The sequence below is a fragment of the Actinomadura nitritigenes genome, from assembly GCF_017573545.1.
Taxonomy (GTDB): Bacteria; Actinomycetota; Actinomycetes; order Streptosporangiales; family Streptosporangiaceae; genus Spirillospora; species Spirillospora nitritigenes.
Genome location: NZ_JAGEOK010000001.1, coordinates 282351 through 301366 on the forward strand (window position 1 = coordinate 282351; position 19016 = coordinate 301366).

Consider the following 19016-nt stretch of genomic DNA (forward strand, 5'->3'; position numbering starts at 1 on the left):
TCTAGGCTCGGGGCATGACGAACCTGCCGGAGCACGCCGGTACGCCGGAGATGCGGGCCGGTGACGCCGACCGCGACCGGGTCGCGCAGGTGCTGCGCGACGCGGCCGGCGACGGACGGCTCACGCTCGAGGAGCTCGACGAGCGCCTGGACGCGGTGTACGCGGCGAAGACCTACGCCGACCTGGAGCCGCTCACCCGCGACCTGCCGGTGACGGGGACGGGCACCGCGCCCGCTCCCCTCGGCGGCGCCGACCGGCGCCCGGTCGACGGCGCCCCGTCCTGGTCGTCCGGCATCGGCGTCATGAGCGGCTTCACCCGGACCGGCGTGTGGAACGTCCCCCGGGCGTTCACCGCGTTCGCGTTCTGGGGCGGCGGCAAGATCGACCTGCGCGAGGCCCGCTTCACCGGCTCCGAGGTGACGATCCGCGCGTTCGCCCTCATGGGCGGCGTCCAGATCATCGTGCCCGACGACATCACGGTGCACGTCAAGGGCATCGGCGTCATGGGCGGGTTCGACCACGGCGCGAGCGCCGCCGGCGCCCCCGGCTCCCCCACGGTCGTCGTGAAGGGCTTCGCGTTCTGGGGCGGCGTGGACGTCAAGCGCAAGCCCCGCCGCCGGCAGAAGAAGCTCCGCAACGAACCGGAGGACCGCGGACCCGGCGACTGAGCCGCGCGTCCGGCTATGGCGCCGCCGCGGTGGTCCGGTCGACCAGGGCGGAGCCGAAGACCCACGAGGACGTCTGGGCGATGAAGTCGCCGGGGAATCCGAGGGCGAAGCCGGTGGCCTCCTCCAGCCGGGTGACGGCCTCGGCCGGCAGGGCCAGGTCGGCGGCGGCGAGGTTGTCGCGGAGCTGGTCCGCGGTGCGGGCTCCGACGATGGGACGGATCGCGCGGGAGCGGTTCATCGTCCAGGCGATCGCCACCTGCGAGGGGGTGGCACCGATCTCGCCGGCGACGTCCTGGACGGCGCGGGCGACGGCGTGGTCCCGGTCCGAAAGGGACGCCGAGGACAGCCGGCCGCCGGCGGCGGACGCCGGACGCCCGTACTTGCCGGTCAGCACCCCGCCGGCCAGCGGGCTCCACGCGGTGACGCCGAGGCCGAGCGACTCGGCCATCGGCAGGAGCTCGCGTTCGATGTCGCGCTGGAGCAGGCTGTAGGGGACCTGCAGGCCGATGAACGGGCTCCAGCCGTGCCACTGCGCCAGCGTGTTGGCGCGGGCGACGACCCAGGCCGGCGCGTCGGAGATGCCGACGTACAGCACCTTGCCCGCCTGCACCGCGTCGTCCAGCGCCCGCATCGTCTCCTCGATCGGCGTGTGCCGGTCCCACATGTGCACCCAGTAGACGTCCACGTAGTCGGTGCGCAGGCGGCGGAGGCTGGTCTCCAGGGACGCCCGCAGGTTCTTGCGGTGGTTCCCGGCGGCGTTGGGGTCGGCGCGGTCGCGGGAGACCGTGTACTTCGTCCCGAGGACGAACGAGTCGCGGCGGCCGCCGAGCAGCTCGCCGAGGAACTCCTCGCTCGCCCCGTCGCGGTAGTTGACGGCGGTGTCGATCATGTTGCCGCCGGTCTCGGCGTACAGGTCCAGCATCCGCCGGCATTCCGGCATCGGCGCGCCGACCCCGCCCTGCTCCCCGAACGTCATCGCGCCCAGGACCAGGTCGGAGACGCGGAGGCCGCTCGTCCCGAGAGTGCGGTACCTCATGCCGTCGCCGATCCGCCGAACAGCTCGGCGGCCCGCTCCGCGATCTCCTCCTGCGATACGTCCCGCACGTGCTGGTCCAGGGCCCAGCGGTGCCCGAACGGGTCCAGGAACTGGCCGGTGCGGTCGCCCCAGAACGCGTCGTGCACCGGCTCGAAGACCGTGGCGCCGGCCCGCAGCGCGCGGGCTGCGGCGGCGTCCGCGTCGGAGACCTCGACGTGCAGGGCGGCGGGCGTGCCGCCCAGCGCGGCCGGGGTGCGCATCCCCCGCTCGGGCATCTCTCCCGCGACCGCCAGGACGGTGTCGCCGAGGAGCAGTTCGACGGTCAGGGTGCGGCCGCCGGGAAGCGTGAGGCGGCTCGTCTCCCGAGCTCCGAACGCCTCGGCATACCAGGAGGCGGCCTGGTCCGGGTCGCCGACCACCAAATGAATCGCTATCTGCGTCATGGCCCGGACCATACAACGTGTCTGAACATCTTGTCCATACAGTCTGTATGGTCCAGGTTATGATGGGCGCCATGGTTTCGAAGCGGCCCGTGAACCCTACCCGCCGGTCCGGATCGTCCCCGGCCTCCGCCGAACTGCGGGAACGCATCCTGCGCGCCACGCGCACGCTGCTGCAGGAGCACCGCTTCGACGGCCTCAGCGTGGCCGACGTCCTCACCGCCGCCGAGGTCTCCCGGGCCAGCTTCTACTTCTACTTCCCGAGCAAGCAGGCCGTGCTCGGCGAGCTCGTGCGCGAGGCCGTCGCGCAGGGGCAGCAGGCGGCACGCCCGTGGATCGACCAGGAGCAGGATCCGGTCTCCGCGCTCCGGGCCGGCGTGACCGCCGGGGCCCGGCTGTGGCGCGACAACGCCGGCGTTCTCATGGCCATCGTGGAGAGCTGGGCCTCGGACGAGGGCCTGCGGGAGCTGTGGCTCCAGCAGATGGACCTGTTCACGGACGCCGCCGCGGCGCGCATCGAGTCCGACCCCGCCGCCCGCCGGCGGCTCGGCTCGATGGACACGCGCGCCGTGGCCGCGTCGCTGACCTGGCTGGGAGAACGCCTCTACTACCTCGCCGCGGCCGGAGTCCCGCCGTTCGACGACGAGGAGGTCCTGATCGACGTCCTCACCAACGCCTGGATCTCGACCCTCTACGGCGGCGACCCCCCGGGCGCCTGATCCCCATCACCCGGCACAGCCCTTCCCCACGGGAAACGCGGGTCAGCCGGCGAGGCGGTCGAGCCATTCGGCGAGGAGGGCGGTCTCGGCGGGGCTGAGGCCGGAGGGCGGGTCGGCGGACAGGGCGGCGCGGAGGGCGACCGCGGACGCGGCGCGGGTGTCGCGGGGGTCCGGTCCGCTCGGGGGGTCCGGTTCGCTCCGGGCGCCGGCCGGGACGGTCACCGCGGCGAGGACGGCCTCGCGGGTGCGGGCGGACAGGTCGCCGCCGTCGTCGCCGTTCGCGATGAGGAAGAGCACGACGCCGACGCCGGCGGCCTGGATCATCCGCGCGGCGGCGTCCACGGAGACGCGGAGGCGGCCCGCGCGGGCGACGGCGCCGACGAGGCCGAGCAGGATGGCGTACGCCTCGTCGACGGCGGGCGTGGTGCGCGGCGTCCCGTACATCAGCGCGTAGACGGCCGGGTTCGTCAGGCCGAACTCGACGTGCACGTCCCAGCCGTGCCGCAGGTCCTCGACCGGGTCGCCGGACGCGGCCATGGCGCGCTTGCCCGCCAGGTACTCCTCGAAGCCGCGGGCGGCGACGGCGTCGAACAGGCCCTGCTTGTCGCCGAAGTGGTGGTAGAGGGTGGGCGCGCCGACGCCCGCGGCGGCGCAGACGGCGCGGGTGGAGACGGGCTCGCCGCCGGATTCGGCGATCAGCCGGGCGGCCGCCCGCAGGATGCGGTCCCGCCCGTCGGTGTCCTTCTGCGCGCTCACAACATCGATGCTACAGAACTCTCGCGAGCGTCGTTAGGCGGGCGTGACGTGGGCATACCAGGGTCGGATCCCTTCCGATGTAGCGTCACTATAGAAGTCGATATATCGTTGCTTTCAGGCGGTCGCGATCCGGCCGCCCCCGTCTACGAGAGGAACGCGAGATGCGCAGCGCCGTTCTCACCGAAAAGGGCAAGCCGCTGGAGATCGTCGAGCGGGAGGTGCCGGAGCCGGGGCCCGGCGAGATCCTCGTCAGGGTCACCGCCTGCGGGATGTGCTTCTCCGAGGTCGGGCTGGTGCACGGGAACTACCCGTTCGCGCGGTTCCCGACCGTGCCGGGGCACGAGATCAGCGGGGTCGTCGAGGCGCTCGGGCCGGGCGTCGAGTGGCCCGAGCCCGGCACGCCGGTGGGCGGCCAGTGGATCTACGGCTCGTGCGGGCGCTGCGACCAGTGCGTGCGCGGGGACCAGATCCTGTGCACCGGCGCGCCCCGCCGGGTCACCGGGATCACCGACGACGGCGGGTACGCCGAGTACTACATCGCCCGCGCCGGGTTCGTCACCCCGCTGCCCGCCGGCCTGGACCCGGTCGCCGCGGCGCCGCTGATGTGCGCCGGGATCACCGCGTTCAACGGGCTGCGGCACGCGGGCGCGACGGCCGGCTCGCGCGTCGCGGTGCTCGGCACCGGCGGCGTCGGGGAGATGGCGATCCGGTTCGCGGCCGCGATGGGCGCCCGCGTCGCCGCGGTGTCCCGGTCGCGCCGCGCCGAGAACGAGACGCGCCGCCGGGGCGCCGAACTCTACGTCGCCACCGACGAGCAGGACCCGGCCGACGCGCTGCGGAACTGGGGCGGAGCCGACGTCATCGTGAACACCACGCCGAGCACCGCGCCCGCGCAGGCCGCGCTCGGCGGCGTCGCGCCGGACGGCACCCTGCTGTTCCTCGGCGTCGGCGCCGACCACCTGGAGGTGGCGCCCGGCCTCCTCGTGATGAACCGGGTGCGGGTGATGGGCACCCCGTCGGGGTCCCCGCACGACCTGCGCGACACCCTCGCGTTCGCCGCCGCGCACGGGATCCTCCCGGACGTCACCCCGGTCACCCTGGACGAGGCGCCCGCCGTCCTCGCCACGATGGTCGAGGGCCGCCACCACGGCCGGTCCGTCATCACGTTCGGCTGAACCGCCTCCACGGCCGCGCCTGCTCGTAGGCACGGCAGGCGGCCATGACCAGGGCGTCGGCGTGCCGGGCGCCGACGACCTGGAGGCCGACGGGCAGCCCGTCCGCGGTGAACCCGCACGGCAGGCTCGCGGCGGGCTGCTGGGTCATGTTGAACGGGTAGGTGAACGGCGTCCAGGACGTCCACCGGGGCGACGGCGAGCCCGGCGGGACCTCCAGCCCCGCCTCGAACGCGGCGATCGGCATCGTCGGGGTGAGCAGCAGGTCGTAGCGGTCGTGGAACCGCCCCATGATCCGGCCGAGCTCCATGCGGCGCGCGGTCGCGGTGAGGTACTCGACGGCCGAGTAGCGGGCGCCCTGCTCGCAGATCTCGCGCAGGCCGGGGTCGAGCCGGGCCCGCTGCTCGGGGGCGAGGTGCTCGACCACCTTCGCGGCGCCGGCGAACCAGAGCACCTCGAAGTCGGCGACGGGATCGGCGAAGCCCGGAGCGGCCTGCTCCACCTTGGCGCCCAGCTCGGTGAACGCCTCGGCCGCGGCGGCCACCGAGGCCGCCACCTCAGGGTCGACCCGGGCGAAGCCGAGGTCGGGGCTGAAGGCGACGCGCAGCCCGGTGAGGTCGCGCGGCCCCCCGCCGGTGAACGGGTCGGCGGGCGGCGGCAGGGACGACCAGTCCCGCGCGTCGGCGCCGCACACGGCGTCCAGCAGCAGCTCCGCGTCCGCGACGGTGTTGGTCATCGGCCCGGTGTGCGCGAGCGTCCCGAACGGGCTCGCCGGGTAGTGCGGGATGCGGCCGTAGGTCGGCTTGATGGTGAAGGTCCCGGTGAACGCGGCGGGGATGCGCACCGAGCCGCCGCCGTCGGTGCCGAGCGCGAGCGGCGCCATGCCCGCCGCGACGGCCGCCGCCGCGCCGCCGCTGGACCCGCCGGGCGTACGGGCGGTGTCCCACGGGTTGCGGGTGATCCCGGTGAGCGGGTTGTCGGTGACGCCCTTCCACGCGAACTCCGGCGTGGTCGTCTTGCCGACGAACACCGCGCCCTGCTCGCGCAGCCGCGCGACGGACGGGGCGTCCTCCGTCCACGGCCCGGCGGGGTCGATCGTCGTGGACCCGCGCAGCGTCGGCCAGCCGCGGGTGAGCAGCACGTCCTTGATCGAGACGGGCACGCCGTCGAGCGTCCCGAGGGTCTCGCCGCGCCGCCACCGCTCGGCCGAGGCCCGCGCCGCCTCCAGCGTGGCGTCCGGGTCGAGCAGGCAGAACGCGTTGAGCTCGGGGTCGTCCCGGTCGATCCGCGCGAGGACGGCCTCGGCGGCCTCGACGGGCGAGAGCTCCTTCGCCCGGTACGCCTCCAGCAGCTCGACGGCGGTCAGGTCTGCCGCGTCCGTCATGGCGGTTACCTCCTCTGCCCGGCGTACGGGCTCGGTGCGGCCCCGGCGTCCGGGCGCACGTAGCCCAGCCGCTTGTCGACGACGTTGCGCAGCTCGCGGCCGTGCACGAACCGGTCGAGGTTGTCGGTGAACAGCCGGACCAGCTCGTCGCGCCAGCCGACGGCGTCCCCCGACATGTGCGGCGACACGATCACGCCGGGCATGGCCCACAGCGGCGAGGACGGCGCGAGCGGCTCGTCCACGAACACGTCGAGCGCCGCGCCCGCGATGCGGCCGGCGCGCAGCGCCTCGACCAGGTCGTCCTCGGCGACCAGCGGCCCGCGCCCGACGTTGATCAGCCGCGCGGACGGCCGCATCCGGGCGAGCGCCGCGGCGTCGACCATGTTCCGGGTGGCGGGGGTGAGCGGCGCGGCGAGCACGACGTAGTCGGCCTCGGCGAGCGCGTCGTGCAGCCGCTCCATCGGGTGGACGACGCCGAAGTCGGGGTCGCCCTCGCGGGCGGTGCGGCCCGCGCCCGCCACGCGCAGCCCGGCGGCGGCGAGCCGGCGGGCGATGGCGCGGCCGATCGGCCCGGTGCCGGCGACCAGCGCGCGGGCCCCGGTGATCCGCTCGGTCTCGCGGTGCCGCCAGCGCCGCTCGTCCTGCAACCGGACGGTGGCCGGCAGGTCCTTGGCGAAGGCGAGCACCAGGCCGAGGACGTATTCGGCGATCGGCTCGTCGAACACCCCTCGCGAATTGGTGACGATGGTGTTGCTCTCCACCAGGTCAGGGAAGAGCAGGCGGTCGACGCCGGCGCTCGCGATGTGGACCCAGCGGGGACCGCCCTCGCGGGGCCACGCCGCCGCCAGCGCGTCCGACCAGAAGTCCCACATGAACAGCGCGTCGCAGCCGGGAAGGGCGCCCGCGAGCTGCGGTTTCCGCACGTAGACGACCTGCGCGAGGCGCTCGGCGGCCGCCATCCCGGGCGGCGGGACGTCGTCCCGGAGCACCACCACGCGGGGCGGCTCACCGGACGCGTTCGGACCTGGCTCCATCGGCGGCCACTTTCGGAGTTCCGGAATTTACGGGAAGGCAACATCGGGAGGCATTGACACGCTAGGAACGCTTCGTAGGATTGTCAACAATCAGCGGGGATGGACCGCCAGGTGGCCGCGCTGATCGTGCTGCAAGACCGTCGCAACCGTATTGCCCAAGGCCAGGACGCGTCCCAGAGCGCTCTAACGCAAGAGTCCTTTCGGGTGGCGACGCTCTCGCTCACCCCCTGTCCACGGGGAGGTCCGGCATGCCCAGGCTCATGACCATCTCACTGGAGAAGCGCGGCGTGTCCTGCGTCGCCGAACTCCTCGAGAAGGACGCGCCGCGCACCTGCGAGGCGGTATGGCGCGCCCTGCCGCTCGGCGGGGACGCGTACCACGCCAAGTACGCCCGCAACGAGGTCTACACGATGGTGGAGCGGTTCGCCGAGGACGAGATCGGGCTGGAGAACCCGACGGTGACACCGATCCCCGGCGACGTCGTCTACTTCTCCTTCCACGGCGGCATGCTCGACCGGGCGTTCAAGGAGGAGAAGAACATCCACGAGCTGCCCGGCGTCATCGACCTCGCGATCTTCTACGGCCGCAACAACCTGCTGCTGAACGGCGACGTCGGCTGGGTGCCCGGCAACGTGTACGCGACGATCGTCGACGGGCTGGACCGGATGGCCGAGGCGTGCAACGACGTCTGGCGGTCCGGCGCCGTCGGCGAGCGCCTGGTCTACCGCCGGCACGAGTCCTAGAGCGGTGGCCGCGCAGATGACATTCGACCCCACGCTGGTCGTCGGGCCCGAGCTGGTGGCGCAGCAGGGCATCGGCGTGGTCGCGCCGTTCGACTTCGCGCTCGACCGCGAGCTGTGGCGGTGGACCCCCGACGACGTGTCGCTCTTCATGACCCGGCTGCCGTACGTCCCGGTGCCCGTCACCGTCGAGATGGCCTCGGCGCTGTCGGACCACTCGATCGTCCGGCAGGCGACCCGGGACGTGCTCGCGCCGGAGCCGCTCGCGGTCGCCTACGCCTGCGCGTCCGGCAGCTTCATCCGCGGCAGGGCCGGCGAGCTGGCGCTGCACAGCACGATGGCCGCGGCGGGCGCGCCCGCGGTCGCGACCACGTCCGGCGCGCTGGTGGAGTCGCTGCGGCTGCTGAACGCGGGCCGGATCGCGGTGGTGACGCCCTACATCGACGCGGTCACCGAGCGGCTCGTCTCGTTCCTCGGCGAGTACGGCATCGAGGTGGTGTCGTCGGTCGGGATGGGGCTGCTCAGCCACATCTGGAAGGTCGGCTACGGCGAGATCGTCAGCGCGGTCTCGTCGGTGGACCGGCCCGAGGCCGAGGCGGTCTTCATCAGCTGCACCAACGTGCCGACCTACGACATCATCGCCCCGCTGGAGCAGATGATCGGCAAGCCGGTGCTCACCGCCAACCAGGTCACCATGTGCTCGGCGCTGCGCGCGATGGGCCGCGCGGCGGCCGGTCCCGGGCAGTGGCTGGTGCAGCTCGGCAGCCCGACGGCCGCCTGACGTCCCATGATCGGCAAAGGCATGATCGATCAAGTTAGGATTGTCGACAACATGCAGCACAATGGTCCCGCCGCGGGGTTCCTCTACCCCGGCCGCAGCGCCGAGGACGACTACCCCGCGATCGAGCGCGCGCTGGGCGACGTCAGCCTGCCGGTCGTGCACACGCTGATGCGCGAGGACGCCCACCGGGTGGACGCGCTGCTGGACATCGGCGGCGACGACGTGCTCGGCGAGGGCGCCCGCGCGCTGCGCGCGATGGGCGTGCTCGCCGCCGTGTGGGCGTGCACGAGCGGCAGCTTCGTGTTCGGCTGGGACGGCGCCGCCGCGCAGGTCCGGGGCGTCCGCGACGCCGCGGGCGTGCCCGCGTCCAGCACGTCGTTCGCGTTCGTGCACGCGGCCCGCGCGCTCGGCCTGCGCCGGGTCGCCGTGGCCGCGACCTATCCGGCCGACGTCGCCGAGCGGTTCGGCGCGTTCCTCGGCCACGCCGGCATCGAGGTGGTGGCGCTGTCCTGCCGGGGCATCGTCACCGCCGCCGAGGTCGGCACCCTCGGCCGCGACGAGGTCCTGGAGTTCGTCGCGGCCAACGACCATCCCGACGCCGAGGCGGTGCTGGTGCCCGACACCGCGCTGCACACCGTGGCCTGGCTCGACGAGCTGGAGCGACGGGTCGGCAAGCCGGTGCTCACCGCCAACCAGGTGAGCGTGTGGGAAGGGCTGCGGCTCGCCGCCGGCCGGGCCGGGCTCGCGCCGCGCGCCGGGCTCGGCCGGCTGTTCGCCGCCCCCGCCCCGGCGCCGGGAGCAGATCCCTGGCAGCTATGACGAAAGGGGCCCGCCGATGGGCCGGTTGGGTGAGCTGGAACCCGTCCCGCGCAGGTCGACGGTCGAGATCGTGTCCGACGAGCTGCGCTCGGCGATCATGTACGGGGCGCTGGAGCCGGGCGCGCAGCTCGGCGAGGCGGAGCTGGCCGCGCGGCTCGGCATCAGCCGCGGCCCGCTGCGCGAGGCGATGCAGCGCCTCGTCCAGGAGGGACTGCTGGTCAGCGAGCCGCACCGCGGCCTCTTCGTGATCACCTTGGACGAGGGCGACGTCGAGGACGTCTACCTCACCCGGCTGGCCATCGAGCGGGCCGCCTGCCAGCTGATCATGCAGCGCAACCGGGGCGAGGCGGTCGCCCGGCTCACCGAGGCCCTGGAGGCGCTGATCGACGCGGCGCGCGAGCGGGACCGGGTCGCGATGAGCGACGCCGACCAGGCGTTCCACGAGGTGCTGGTCAGCTCGTCCGGCAGCCCGCGGCTGGAGCGGATGGCGCACACGCTGCTGGTGGAGACGCGGATGTGCCTGAACGCGCTGCAGGACACCTACCCCGAGCCGTCGGAGCTGGTCGAGGAGCACCGCCGGCTGGTGGACGCGATCGGCGACGGCGAGGAGGAGCGGCTGCTCCAGCTGATCGAGGAGCACATGACCGACTCGATCCACCGCCTGCGCGCCTCGTAGGAGGGGTCCCCTGGACATCCGGTCCCGGGCGACCTAGCGTGCAGATTGTCGACAATCTACCGGAGGACGCGATGGCTCAGCTCTCACCCCTGCTCAAGCAGGCCACCCCCGTCCTGGCCGAGCGCGGCGAGGGGGTCTACCTCTACGACGCCGACGGCCGCCGCCACCTGGACTTCACCGCGGGCATCGGCGTCACCAACACGGGGCACTGCCATCCGCGCGTCGTGGAGGCGGCGCGCGAGCAGGTCGGCACGCTGATCCACGGCCAGTACACGACGGTGATGCACCGGCCGCTGCTGCGCCTGGTCGAGGCGCTCGGCGACGTCCTGCCGGACGGCCTGGACTCGCTGTTCTTCCTCAACAGCGGCAGCGAGGCCGTCGAGGCCTCCATCCGGCTCGCCCGGCACGCCACCGGGCGGCAGAACATCGTCGTCTTCCACGGCTCCTTCCACGGGCGGACGATGGGCGCCGCCGCCCTCACGACCGCGGGCACCAAGTTCCGCGCGGGCATCGGCCCGCTGATGCCGGGCGTCGCCGTCGCGCCGTTCCCGCAGGCCTACCGGTACGGGTGGGACGAGGACGAGGCGACCCGGTTCGCGCTGCGCGAGCTGGACTACGCGCTCGCCACGTCCAGCCCCGCGTCCGACACCGCCGCGTTCGTCGTCGAGCCGGTGCTCGGCGAGGGCGGCTACATCCCGGCGCCGCCCGCGTTCCTGGAGGGGCTGCGCGAGCGCGCCGACCGGCACGGGATCCTGCTCGTGGTGGACGAGGTGCAGACCGGGTACGGCCGGACGGGCCGGTTCTGGGGCCACCAGCACGCGGCGGTCCGTCCCGACGTGCTGATCACCGCGAAGGGGCTGGCCAGCGGGTTCCCGCTGTCGGCGATCGCGGCGCCGACGGCGCTGATGGAGAAGGCGTGGCCGGGCTCGCAGGGCGGCACCTACGGCGGCAACGCGGTCGCGTGCGCCGCCGCGCTCGCCACCCTGGAGGTGATCCGGGACGAGAACCTGGTCGAGAACGCGGCGGTGCTCGGCGCCCGGCTGAACGAGGGCCTGCGCGAGGTCGCGGCCGACCATCCGGAGATCGGCGACGTGCGCGGCCTCGGGCTGATGCAGGCCTGCGAGTTCAGCACGCCGGACGGCGAGCCCGACACGGCCGCCGCCCAGCGCGCCCACCGCGCGGCCGCCGAGCAGGGACTGCTGCTGCTCACGTGCGGCGCGTTCGGCAACGTCGTCCGGATGATCCCGCCGCTGGTGGTGGACGCGTCCCAGATCGACGACGCCCTCGCGCTGTGGGCCAAGGCGGTCGCCGGCGCGGCCGGCTAGGGCGGGTCCTTGGGCCCGGTCCTGCGGTAGACGATCGTGAGGACCACCACCAGCACGACCAGTGCCGCCAGCACGATCGCGCCCTTGAGCAGACGGTCCAGGAGCAGCTCGGTGAGCAGCTCGCCGTCACCGGTCGCGACGATCACCGGTTCCCTCCGTCCGGCGGGTCTCGGCGCGGTCCAGGTAGTGCAGGGCGCCGCGGACGGCGAGCCGGCCGAGTCCGGACGGGCCGCCGCCGCGCGGCCCGCCGGACACGCCGGGGCCCGCGTACCGGACGCCGGTCGAGCGGCCGACCTGTCGGCCGGCCGGGCGGTCGGCCTGCCGGTCGGCCGGGCGGTCGGCCCACGCGCGGACGGCCGGTTCGAGCAGCCGCCGGGCCTGGCCGAGCCGGCCCCGCCGCTTCAGCGCGATCGCCGTGGTGAACCCCGCGATGATCAGCAGCGTGATCCCGCCGACGATGATCGCGAACCGGATGAGCAGGAGGTCCATCACCTGTTGCACGCCCCTCTCCCCCCTCGGTCTCGTTTTTAGCTTGCCCGTGCTAAATTCACTCTAGCACGAGCGTGCTATAAAGGGTCCATGCCGAAGATCGTCGATCCCGAGGCGCGGCGCCGCGAGGTGGCCGAGGCCGTGTTCCGGGTCGCCCGCCGGGACGGCCTGGAGCAGGCGTCGCTGCGCAACGTGGCCGCCGAGGCGGACCTCGCGATCGGGTCCGTGCGGCACTACTTCGGCGGCCAGGCCGACATCATGATCTTCGCGATGCGGTACTTCGCCGAGCGGGCCGGCGAGCGGATGCGGCGCCGCGCGGGCGGGCTCGCCGTCCCGGACCCGGCGGCCCCTCCCGCCGAGCACATGGCGACGCTGGAGGCGCTGTTCGCCGAGCTGCTACCGCTGGACGCCGAGCGGCGCGAGGAGGCCGAGGTGTGGCTGGCGTTCTCCGTCGGCGCCCGCACCCGCCCCGAGCTGCGGCCGCTCGCCCGGGAGATGCACGACGACCTGCGCTCGATCGCGGTGCGCGTGCTGGAGGCGGCCGGCCGCGCCGGCGTCCTGCGGCCGGGCCTCGACATCGCCGCGGAGGCGGCGCGGGTGCACGCACTGGTCGACGGGCTGACGCTGCACGCCGTCCTGCAGCCGGAGAGCACCGGCCCGGAGGAGATGCGGACGGTGCTGCGCCGCCATATCGGCGAGCTCACCGGACTCCCCGCCGAGGACGGGGGCGGCACCCGGTAGGGACGCCCGCCCGACGGGGGCTGCTAGATTCCGAACCTCGTTCTCATCGAGGAGGGCGCGTTGACCCCCTGGCAGACCCCCGAGCGCGCGGCGCTCCGCGAGCTCGTCCGCGACTTCACCGCGCGGGAGATCGTCCCGTCGCTGCCGGAGTGGGAGGACGCCGGGGAGCTGCCCCGGTCCCTGCACCGCCGGGCCGCCGACGCGGGCATCCTCGGCGCCGGGTTCCCCGAGGAGGCCGGCGGCTCGGGCGGCGAGCTGTTCGACGCGCTGATCGTCGCCGAGGAGATCATCCAGGCGGGCGGGTCGGGCGGCGTCGTCGCGTCGCTGTTCACCCACGGCATCGCCCTCCCCCACCTCATCGCGTCCGGCGGCGAGGACCTGATCGACCGGTTCGCGCGGCCCGTGCTGGCCGGCGAGAAGATCGGCGCGCTCGGCGTCACCGAGCCCGGGACCGGCTCCGACGTCGCGGGCATCCGCACCACCGCCGTCCGCGACGGCGACGCCTACGTCGTCAACGGCGCCAAGATGTTCATCACCTCCGGCGTGCGCGCCGACTTCGTCACCACCGCCGTCCGCACCGGCGAACCGGGTTTCGGCGGGATCTCGCTGATCGTCATCGAGAAGGGGACGCCCGGCTTCACCGTCTCCAAGGCGCTGCGCAAGATGGGCTGGCAGTGCTCCGACACCGCCGAGCTGGCCTTCGCCGACGTCCGGGTGCCCGCAGCGAACCTGATCGGCGCCGAGAACAGCGGGTTCCTGCAGATCGTGCAGAACTTCGTCACCGAGCGGCTGTCCCTGGCCGTCCAGGCGTACGCGACCGCGCAGCGCTGCCTCGACCTCACGCTGAGCTGGATCCGGGACCGCGAGACGTTCGGCCGCCCGCTGTCGTCCCGCCAGCTCGTCCGGCACAAGGTCGCCGAGATGGCCCGGCAGGTGGACGTGGCGCGCGCCTACACCCGCTCGGTCGCCGAACGGCACGCCGCGGGCGAGGACGTGCTCACCGAGACCGCGTACGCGAAGAACACCGCCGTCCACGCGTGCGAGCACGTCGTCCACGAGGCGGTGCAGCTGCACGGCGGGATGGGCTACATGCGGGAGTCCGAGGTGGAGCGCCACTACCGCGACGCCCGCCTCCTCGGCATCGGCGGCGGCACCACCGAGATCATGAACGAGATCGTCGCGAAGCGCCTCGGGCTCTGAGCGCGCCGGGCGCGGCGCGGCGCCCGGCGGTGAAAGGGGAAAGCCGCCGGGCGCCGCCTCTCTCCGGGAACGTCAGCCGAGCGGGTTGCCGCAGTCGATGGGCCAGTACGGGCCCCAGACGTCGAGCGAGTTCTCCACGAACTTGATCATTACGGGGTCGAACGCGATGCCCACGTGCGCGTTGGTGTCGCTCGCGCACTTGTCCTGCAGCAGCACGTTCTGCGCGTTCGAGCCGTTCAGGAACTCCGAGGTGTACGGCGTGACGACCTCGTCGTACTTGGTGGACAGCACGATGTACTGCACGCCGGGCACCGTGTCGCCGCCCGCGTTGAGGTTCTTCAGGAAGTCGGAGTCGGTGATCTGCTCGCCCGCCGCCGGCGCGGCCTTCACCACGGCCTGCGTGATGCCGAGCAGGCTGCCGAGCGTGACGAGGCCGTCCAGGTTCGTCCCGTGGTTGGACGGCACGATCCCGATCAGCTTGTTGACCTTCGACGCGCCGCCGAGGAACTTCAGGTAGTAGCGGGGCATCATCCCGCCCTGGGAGTGCCCGACCATGTCGACCTTCGAGGCGCCGGTCGCGGCCAGCACCTTGTCGACGAACGCCGACAGCTGGCCCGCGGACTCGGCGATCTCACCGGTGCCCTGGATCGGGGCGTCCTGCGCGCCGCCGTAGTTGAGCGCGTAGACGCAGTATCCGGCCTTCTTCAGCGCGGGTGAGAGCTTCTGCCAGTTGAAGGCCATGTTCTCGAACGTGCCGTGCACCAGCACCACCGGGCGCGGGTGCAGGAACGACGGTTTGCAGTTCCAGTCGTTGGCGCCGTCCGGGCTCGTCTCCGCGTGGGCCGCGGGCGCCGCCACGGCGGACAGCCCGACGGCGGTGGGGATCGCCGCGGCGATGACGGCCCAGGACTTGAGTCGCCTGAAACGCATGTTCATCTCCCTGGAAGCGGGCACGCCGAAAGGTGGCCGGAACCCGGAATGCGGGAACGCGGGTTCCGGCCGCGGATCGTCGTGAGATCGGGGGTGGGTGCGGCCGCGCTGATCAGCTGAGGTGCTGACAAGGTACGGCCGCGTTTCCGCGCGGTCTTGTGGCAGGACTCGCCACTTGCCCCGGGGAATTGTCAGGCGGCTCACAACCGGGTCCGCCGCACTCCCTCCGACCTGCGGCGCGGCCGTGTACTACGGTGCGCCCGCGAGCCCGTCGACCAGCGCGCGCAGGCCCTCGAGGTAGGTGTCCTGCGCGGTCAGCGCCGCCCAGCGGTCGGAGACCTCCGCCAGGCGGGGCAGCTCGGCGGCGTCGATGTCGGCGAACACCCGCTCGCGGTAGGTCGGCCGCTCGTCGCCGTCCCGGCGCCGTGCCGCCGCGGCGCGCACGATGATCTCCCCGGCGGTGTAGTACCAGATCGCGCGGTACGCGTGGACGGCCCGCTCGGGGCTCAGCCCGCTCTCCTCCAGGCCGTCCAGGATCTGCTCGACGAACCACAGCGCCGACCGCGACATCAGGTCGTCGGCCGTGAGCACCTCCGCGATCCAGGGGCACGCGGCGAGCGTCTCCCGGATGGCGGCGGCCGCCGCCACGACCCGCTCGCGGGGATCAGCGGGCAGGTCGGGCCGGCGCGCCATCCGCGCGGCGTAGTCGTCCAGCAGCAGGACGAGCAGCTGCTCCTTGTCGCGGACGTGGTGGTACAGCGCCATCGGCGTGCTGCCGATCTCCTTGGCCAGCCGCCGCATCGTCAGCCGGTCCACGCCCTCCGCGTCCACGATCCGGCGCGCGGTCTCGACGATCTCGGCGCGGGAGATCCGGGGCGGCCTGCCCCGCTGGGCGGACGGTTGCGGCATGCCCCCATCATCCCGGACTCGACAGCCGGGCCCGCCGTCGTTACTTTCTATACATGTACAAAAAAGAATGGGCCCGGCCCCGGGCGGTGCTGGCGGCGGCCTGTGTCGCCCAGTTCGTCTTCGCGCTCGACATGGCGGTGATGAACGTCGCGCTCCCGGCGATCAGGACCGCCCTCGGCTTCGCACCGGTCGACCTGTCCTGGGTCGTCCACGTCTACGCGCTCGCCTTCGGCGGGTTCCTGCTGCTCGGCGGCCGGGCCTGCGACCTGTACGGGCGGCGCCGGATGTTCGTCCTCGGCCTGACCGTGTTCGGACTGTGCTCGCTCGCCGGCGGAATCGCCCAGGCGCCGTGGCAGCTCGTCGCGGCGCGCGCCGGCCAGGGCCTCGGCGCCGCCGCCGCGGCACCGGCCTCGCTGGCCCTGCTGACCACCACGTTCACCGAGGGCCGCGCGCGCGTGCGCGCCCTGGGCGTCTGGAGCGCGATGAACGCGGCGGGCGGCGCCCTCGGCGTCCTCGCGGGCGGCGTGCTCACCGAGTACGCGGGCTGGCGCTGGGTGATGCTGGTCAACCTGCCGTTCGTCGCGCTCACCCTCGCGCTCGTCCCGGCCGGCGTGGCCGCCCACGCGCGCACGGGCCCGCGCGAGCGGATGGACGTCCCCGGCGCGCTCCTCGCGACCGCCGGTTTCGGGCTGCTCGTCTTCGGCGTGGTGCGCACCGACGCCGTCGGCTGGACGGCCCCGGCGACCCTCGCCCGCCTCGCCGCCGCGGCCCTGCTCCTCGCGGCCTTCGCCGCCGTCGAGACCCGGGTCCGCGCGCCGCTCGTCCGGCTCGGCCTGCTGCGCGGCCGGTGGGTGGCGGGCGCGAACCTGATCGTCTTCCTGGCGGCGGCGGGCCAGTTCGCCGCGTTCTACTTCGTCTCCCTCTACATGCAGCAGGTGCTGCACATGGGCGCCGCCGAGACCGGCCTGGCCTTCCTGCCCTTCTCGGCGGGCGTCGTCCTCGGCACGCTGCTCGCGACCCGGGTCGCCGGGAACCGCTCGCCCCGCGCGGCGCTCGTCCCGGGCAGCCTGCTCGCCGCCGCGGGCCTGGCCTGGTTCACCCGGATCAGCCCGGACGGCGGCTTCCTCACCGACGTGCTCGGCCCGTCGGTGGTGGGCAGCGTCGGCATCGGGCTCGTGCTCGCCCCGGTCGCCGCCGCCGCGACCACCGGCGTCGCGGCGCGCGAGGCGGGGATGGCCTCGGGGCTGCTCAACAGCTCCCGCCAACTCGGCGGCTGCGTCGGCCTCGCCGCTCTCGCCACGGCCGCCGCCCACCGCACCGGCGGCGCGACCTCGCCGTCCGCCCTGAACGGCGGTTACGCGCTGAGCCTCACCGTCTCCGCGGCCCTGTTCGTCCTCGCCGCACTCGTGGCACTGGCCCTCCCCCGCCGGGAGGGGGCCGCGTCCGCGCCGTCCGCCGCCCCGGCGGAGAACCGACTGGAAGGAACACCGTCATGACGCAGACGATCGACATGTTCGCGCTCGCCCTCGACTTCTATCCGGACGGCGCGGTGGGGAGCGCCGAGCACCGGATGACCACCGACGACGGCGGGTGGCAGGTGGCGACGTTCCACGTCGAGACCGACGCGGACGTCCACGCCGACCACTGGGAGGTGCATCCGGCCGCCGAGGAGGCGGTCTGCTGCCTGGCCGGCGGCGGGGTCCGCATGTACTTCCGCCCCGAGGAGCCCGGCGGCGAGGAGGAGATGGTCCGGCTCCCCGCGGGCCGCGCCGTGATCGTCCCCCGGGGCCGTTGGCACCGCCTCGAACTGGACGGCCCGAGCGACATCATGTCCATCACCCTGCGGCGGGGCTCCCGGCAGGAAGGACGCTGACGGCGCCCGGCGGGCGCCCGGCCGCGGGGCCGGGCCGCCCGCCGGGGCGCGTCAGGCCTGGGCGACGGCGCCGTCGGCGAGGAGGGCGTCGATGTCGTCGAAGCCGAGGTCCTCCAGGACGGCGCGGGTCTGGCCGCCGGGCAGGACGGGGAGCCCGTCGGTGTCGGTGGCGGTGCGGGAGAAGCGCGGCGCCGGAGCGGGCTGGCGGTGGCCCGCGCGCTCGGGGAAGACGTCGCGGGCGGTGTTGAAGGGGTGCTCCTTGGCCTCGTTCATCGACAGGACGGGCGCCACGCACGCGTCGCTGGGCACGAAGACCTCGGTCCACTCGTCGCGGGTCCTCGCCTTGAAGGCGGCGGCGAAGCGCTCCCGCATCTCGGGCCACCGGGCGCGGTCGTACTGCTCGGGAAGGCCCTCGGTGTCGATGCCGAGGCGGCGGACGAACTCGGCGTAGAACTGGGGCTCGATCGCGCCGACCGCCATGTGCCCGCCGTCGGCGGTCTCGTACACGTCGTACCAGGGGGCGCCGGTGTCGAGCATGTTGACGCCGCGCTGGTCCTCCCAGATGCCGCCCGCGAGGAAGCCGTGGATGAAGGTGGACAGGTGGGCGGCGCCGTCCACGATGGCGGTGTCGACGACCTGCCCGCGCCCGCTGGTCTTGGCCTCCAGCAGGGCGGCGAGGACGCCGACGACGAGGTACATGCTGCCGCCGGCGAAGTCCCCGAGCAGGTTCAGCGGGACCTGCGGCGGGCCACCGGCGCGGCCGATGGCGTGCAGCGCGCCGGTGATGGCGATGTAGCCGATGTCGTGGCCGGCGGTCTGCGCAAGCGGGCCCTCCTGGCCCCAGCCGGTCATCCGGCCGTAGACGAGCCGGGGGTTGCGGGCGAGGCAGTCGTCCGGGCCGAGGCCGAGGCGCTCGGTGACGCCCGGCCGGAAGCCCTCGATCAGGACGTCGGACCGCTCGACGAGGCGGAGCACGACCTCCTTGCCCTTCTCGCTCTTGAGGTCGATGGCGATCGAGCGCTTGCCGCGGTTGCTGAAGTCGGTGCCGCCGGTGGCGGCGTCCCGCACCGCGGACGCGCGGTCGACCCGGATGACGTCGGCGCCGAGGTCGGCGAGCAGCATCGCGGCGAACGGCCCCGGCCCGATCCCGGCCAGCTCGACCACGCGCACTCCGGAGAGCGGCCCCTTGCCCATCTGCAGCCCCTTTCGGTCCCACCTGATCTCCGCCGGGAGCCGGCCCCGGGGCGGTCTCCCCGCGACCGGCGCTGAATCCCGTTCGGTCACCCTAGTGTGCCCGACCGCGGTAAGTGGGTTCTGACCGGCC

General features: G+C 73.8%; 22 protein-coding genes. 12 read left to right on the forward strand and 10 right to left on the reverse strand.

The window, feature by feature from the left end; translation table 11 throughout:
* Nucleotides 1-14 precede the first annotated feature (14 nt).
* The gene (locus J4557_RS01060; protein ID WP_243775083.1) at nucleotides 15-668 is read left to right on the forward strand and encodes a DUF1707 domain-containing protein; all 654 of its coding nucleotides are present in this window, start codon (nucleotides 15-17) and stop codon (nucleotides 666-668) included.
* Nucleotides 669-681: 13 nt separating this feature from the next.
* On the opposite strand, the gene J4557_RS01065 is transcribed toward J4557_RS01060, so the two are convergent.
* Nucleotides 682-1704, reverse strand: a complete 1023-nt coding sequence (locus J4557_RS01065; protein ID WP_208264389.1) for an aldo/keto reductase — start codon at nucleotides 1702-1704, stop codon at nucleotides 682-684.
* A complete protein-coding gene (locus J4557_RS01070; protein ID WP_208264390.1) occupies nucleotides 1701-2147 on the reverse strand; it encodes a VOC family protein in 447 nt (148 codons plus the stop codon). Before J4557_RS01070 ends, J4557_RS01065 begins: the two co-directional genes overlap by 4 nt.
* A gap of 71 nt (nucleotides 2148-2218) precedes the next feature.
* Between J4557_RS01070 and J4557_RS01075 the strand changes: the two genes are divergently transcribed.
* Nucleotides 2219-2863, forward strand: a complete 645-nt coding sequence (locus J4557_RS01075; RefSeq protein WP_208264391.1) for a TetR/AcrR family transcriptional regulator — start codon at nucleotides 2219-2221, stop codon at nucleotides 2861-2863.
* Nucleotides 2864-2905: 42 nt separating this feature from the next.
* Here the strand turns inward: J4557_RS01075 and J4557_RS01080 are convergent, their stop codons facing one another.
* Nucleotides 2906-3619, reverse strand: coding sequence for a TetR/AcrR family transcriptional regulator (locus J4557_RS01080; RefSeq protein ID WP_208264392.1), 714 nt, complete (start codon nucleotides 3617-3619; stop codon nucleotides 2906-2908).
* 161 nt (nucleotides 3620-3780) lie between these two features.
* Here J4557_RS01080 and J4557_RS01085 point away from each other — a divergent pair, with 161 nt between their 5' ends.
* Complete coding sequence (locus tag J4557_RS01085) at nucleotides 3781-4794, forward strand: alcohol dehydrogenase catalytic domain-containing protein (protein ID WP_208264393.1); 1014 nt, start codon at nucleotides 3781-3783, stop codon at nucleotides 4792-4794.
* Here the strand turns inward: J4557_RS01085 and J4557_RS01090 are convergent.
* Together J4557_RS01090 and J4557_RS01095 are read right to left on the reverse strand one after the other, a co-directional pair.
* Nucleotides 4781-6175 carry an amidase gene (locus J4557_RS01090; protein WP_208264394.1) on the reverse strand — a complete coding sequence of 465 codons (1395 nt, stop codon included), beginning with the start codon at nucleotides 6173-6175 and terminating at the stop codon, nucleotides 4781-4783. The two genes, J4557_RS01085 and J4557_RS01090, sit on opposite strands and share 14 nt — an antisense overlap.
* Nucleotides 6176-6180: 5 nt before the next feature.
* Nucleotides 6181-7209 (reverse strand): D-2-hydroxyacid dehydrogenase, encoded by a 1029-nt coding sequence (locus J4557_RS01095; RefSeq protein WP_208264395.1) that lies wholly within the window; start codon nucleotides 7207-7209, stop codon nucleotides 6181-6183.
* Between the two features lie 260 nt (nucleotides 7210-7469).
* Between J4557_RS01095 and J4557_RS01100 the strand changes: the two genes are divergently transcribed.
* From J4557_RS01100 to J4557_RS01120, 5 genes are all read left to right on the forward strand, one after another.
* On the forward strand, nucleotides 7470-7952 hold the full coding sequence (locus J4557_RS01100) for a DUF3830 family protein (RefSeq protein WP_208264621.1): 483 nt from the start codon (nucleotides 7470-7472) through the stop codon (nucleotides 7950-7952).
* Nucleotides 7953-7968: 16 nt separating this feature from the next.
* Nucleotides 7969-8730 carry a maleate cis-trans isomerase family protein gene (locus J4557_RS01105; protein WP_208264396.1) on the forward strand — a complete coding sequence of 254 codons (762 nt, stop codon included), beginning with the start codon at nucleotides 7969-7971 and terminating at the stop codon, nucleotides 8728-8730.
* Between the two features lie 51 nt (nucleotides 8731-8781).
* A complete protein-coding gene (locus J4557_RS01110) occupies nucleotides 8782-9549 on the forward strand; it encodes a maleate cis-trans isomerase family protein (RefSeq protein ID WP_208264397.1) in 768 nt (255 codons plus the stop codon).
* A gap of 16 nt (nucleotides 9550-9565) precedes the next feature.
* Nucleotides 9566-10225 (forward strand): GntR family transcriptional regulator, encoded by a 660-nt coding sequence (locus J4557_RS01115; RefSeq protein ID WP_208264398.1) that lies wholly within the window; start codon nucleotides 9566-9568, stop codon nucleotides 10223-10225.
* A gap of 71 nt (nucleotides 10226-10296) precedes the next feature.
* The gene (locus J4557_RS01120; protein WP_208264399.1) at nucleotides 10297-11550 is read left to right on the forward strand and encodes an aspartate aminotransferase family protein; all 1254 of its coding nucleotides are present in this window, start codon (nucleotides 10297-10299) and stop codon (nucleotides 11548-11550) included.
* On the opposite strand, the gene J4557_RS01125 is transcribed toward J4557_RS01120, so the two are convergent.
* Together J4557_RS01125 and J4557_RS01130 are read right to left on the reverse strand one after the other, a co-directional pair.
* A complete protein-coding gene (locus J4557_RS01125; RefSeq protein WP_208264400.1) occupies nucleotides 11547-11696 on the reverse strand; it encodes a hypothetical protein in 150 nt (49 codons plus the stop codon). The two genes, J4557_RS01120 and J4557_RS01125, sit on opposite strands and share 4 nt — an antisense overlap.
* Nucleotides 11677-12051, reverse strand: coding sequence for a hypothetical protein (locus J4557_RS01130; RefSeq protein WP_208264401.1), 375 nt, complete (start codon nucleotides 12049-12051; stop codon nucleotides 11677-11679). Before J4557_RS01130 ends, J4557_RS01125 begins: the two co-directional genes overlap by 20 nt.
* Nucleotides 12052-12129: 78 nt before the next feature.
* Here J4557_RS01130 and J4557_RS01135 point away from each other — a divergent pair, with 78 nt between their 5' ends.
* Both J4557_RS01135 and J4557_RS01140 read left to right on the forward strand, forming a co-directional pair.
* Complete coding sequence (locus tag J4557_RS01135) at nucleotides 12130-12780, forward strand: TetR/AcrR family transcriptional regulator (protein ID WP_208264402.1); 651 nt, start codon at nucleotides 12130-12132, stop codon at nucleotides 12778-12780.
* A gap of 60 nt (nucleotides 12781-12840) precedes the next feature.
* Complete coding sequence (locus J4557_RS01140) at nucleotides 12841-13980, forward strand: acyl-CoA dehydrogenase family protein (RefSeq protein WP_208264403.1); 1140 nt, start codon at nucleotides 12841-12843, stop codon at nucleotides 13978-13980.
* Nucleotides 13981-14052: 72 nt separating this feature from the next.
* Here the strand turns inward: J4557_RS01140 and J4557_RS01145 are convergent, their stop codons facing one another.
* Nucleotides 14053-14910: an esterase/lipase family protein gene (locus J4557_RS01145; protein ID WP_208264404.1), complete on the reverse strand. Its 858-nt coding sequence runs from the start codon at nucleotides 14908-14910 to the stop codon at nucleotides 14053-14055.
* A gap of 249 nt (nucleotides 14911-15159) precedes the next feature.
* Nucleotides 15160-15819 carry a TetR/AcrR family transcriptional regulator gene (locus J4557_RS01150; protein ID WP_208264405.1) on the reverse strand — a complete coding sequence of 220 codons (660 nt, stop codon included), beginning with the start codon at nucleotides 15817-15819 and terminating at the stop codon, nucleotides 15160-15162.
* Nucleotides 15820-15872: 53 nt separating this feature from the next.
* Here J4557_RS01150 and J4557_RS01155 point away from each other — a divergent pair, with 53 nt between their 5' ends.
* Together J4557_RS01155 and J4557_RS01160 are read left to right on the forward strand one after the other, a co-directional pair.
* The gene (locus tag J4557_RS01155) at nucleotides 15873-17315 is read left to right on the forward strand and encodes an MFS transporter (RefSeq protein ID WP_243775084.1); all 1443 of its coding nucleotides are present in this window, start codon (nucleotides 15873-15875) and stop codon (nucleotides 17313-17315) included.
* Complete coding sequence (locus J4557_RS01160) at nucleotides 17312-17692, forward strand: cupin (protein ID WP_208264406.1); 381 nt, start codon at nucleotides 17312-17314, stop codon at nucleotides 17690-17692. The genes J4557_RS01155 and J4557_RS01160 overlap by 4 nt, the downstream gene beginning before the upstream one ends.
* A 51-nt stretch (nucleotides 17693-17743) precedes the next feature.
* Here J4557_RS01160 and J4557_RS01165 read toward each other — a convergent pair whose 3' ends face one another.
* Complete coding sequence (locus J4557_RS01165; RefSeq protein WP_208264407.1) at nucleotides 17744-18886, reverse strand: CaiB/BaiF CoA transferase family protein; 1143 nt, start codon at nucleotides 18884-18886, stop codon at nucleotides 17744-17746.
* Nucleotides 18887-19016 lie beyond the last annotated feature (130 nt).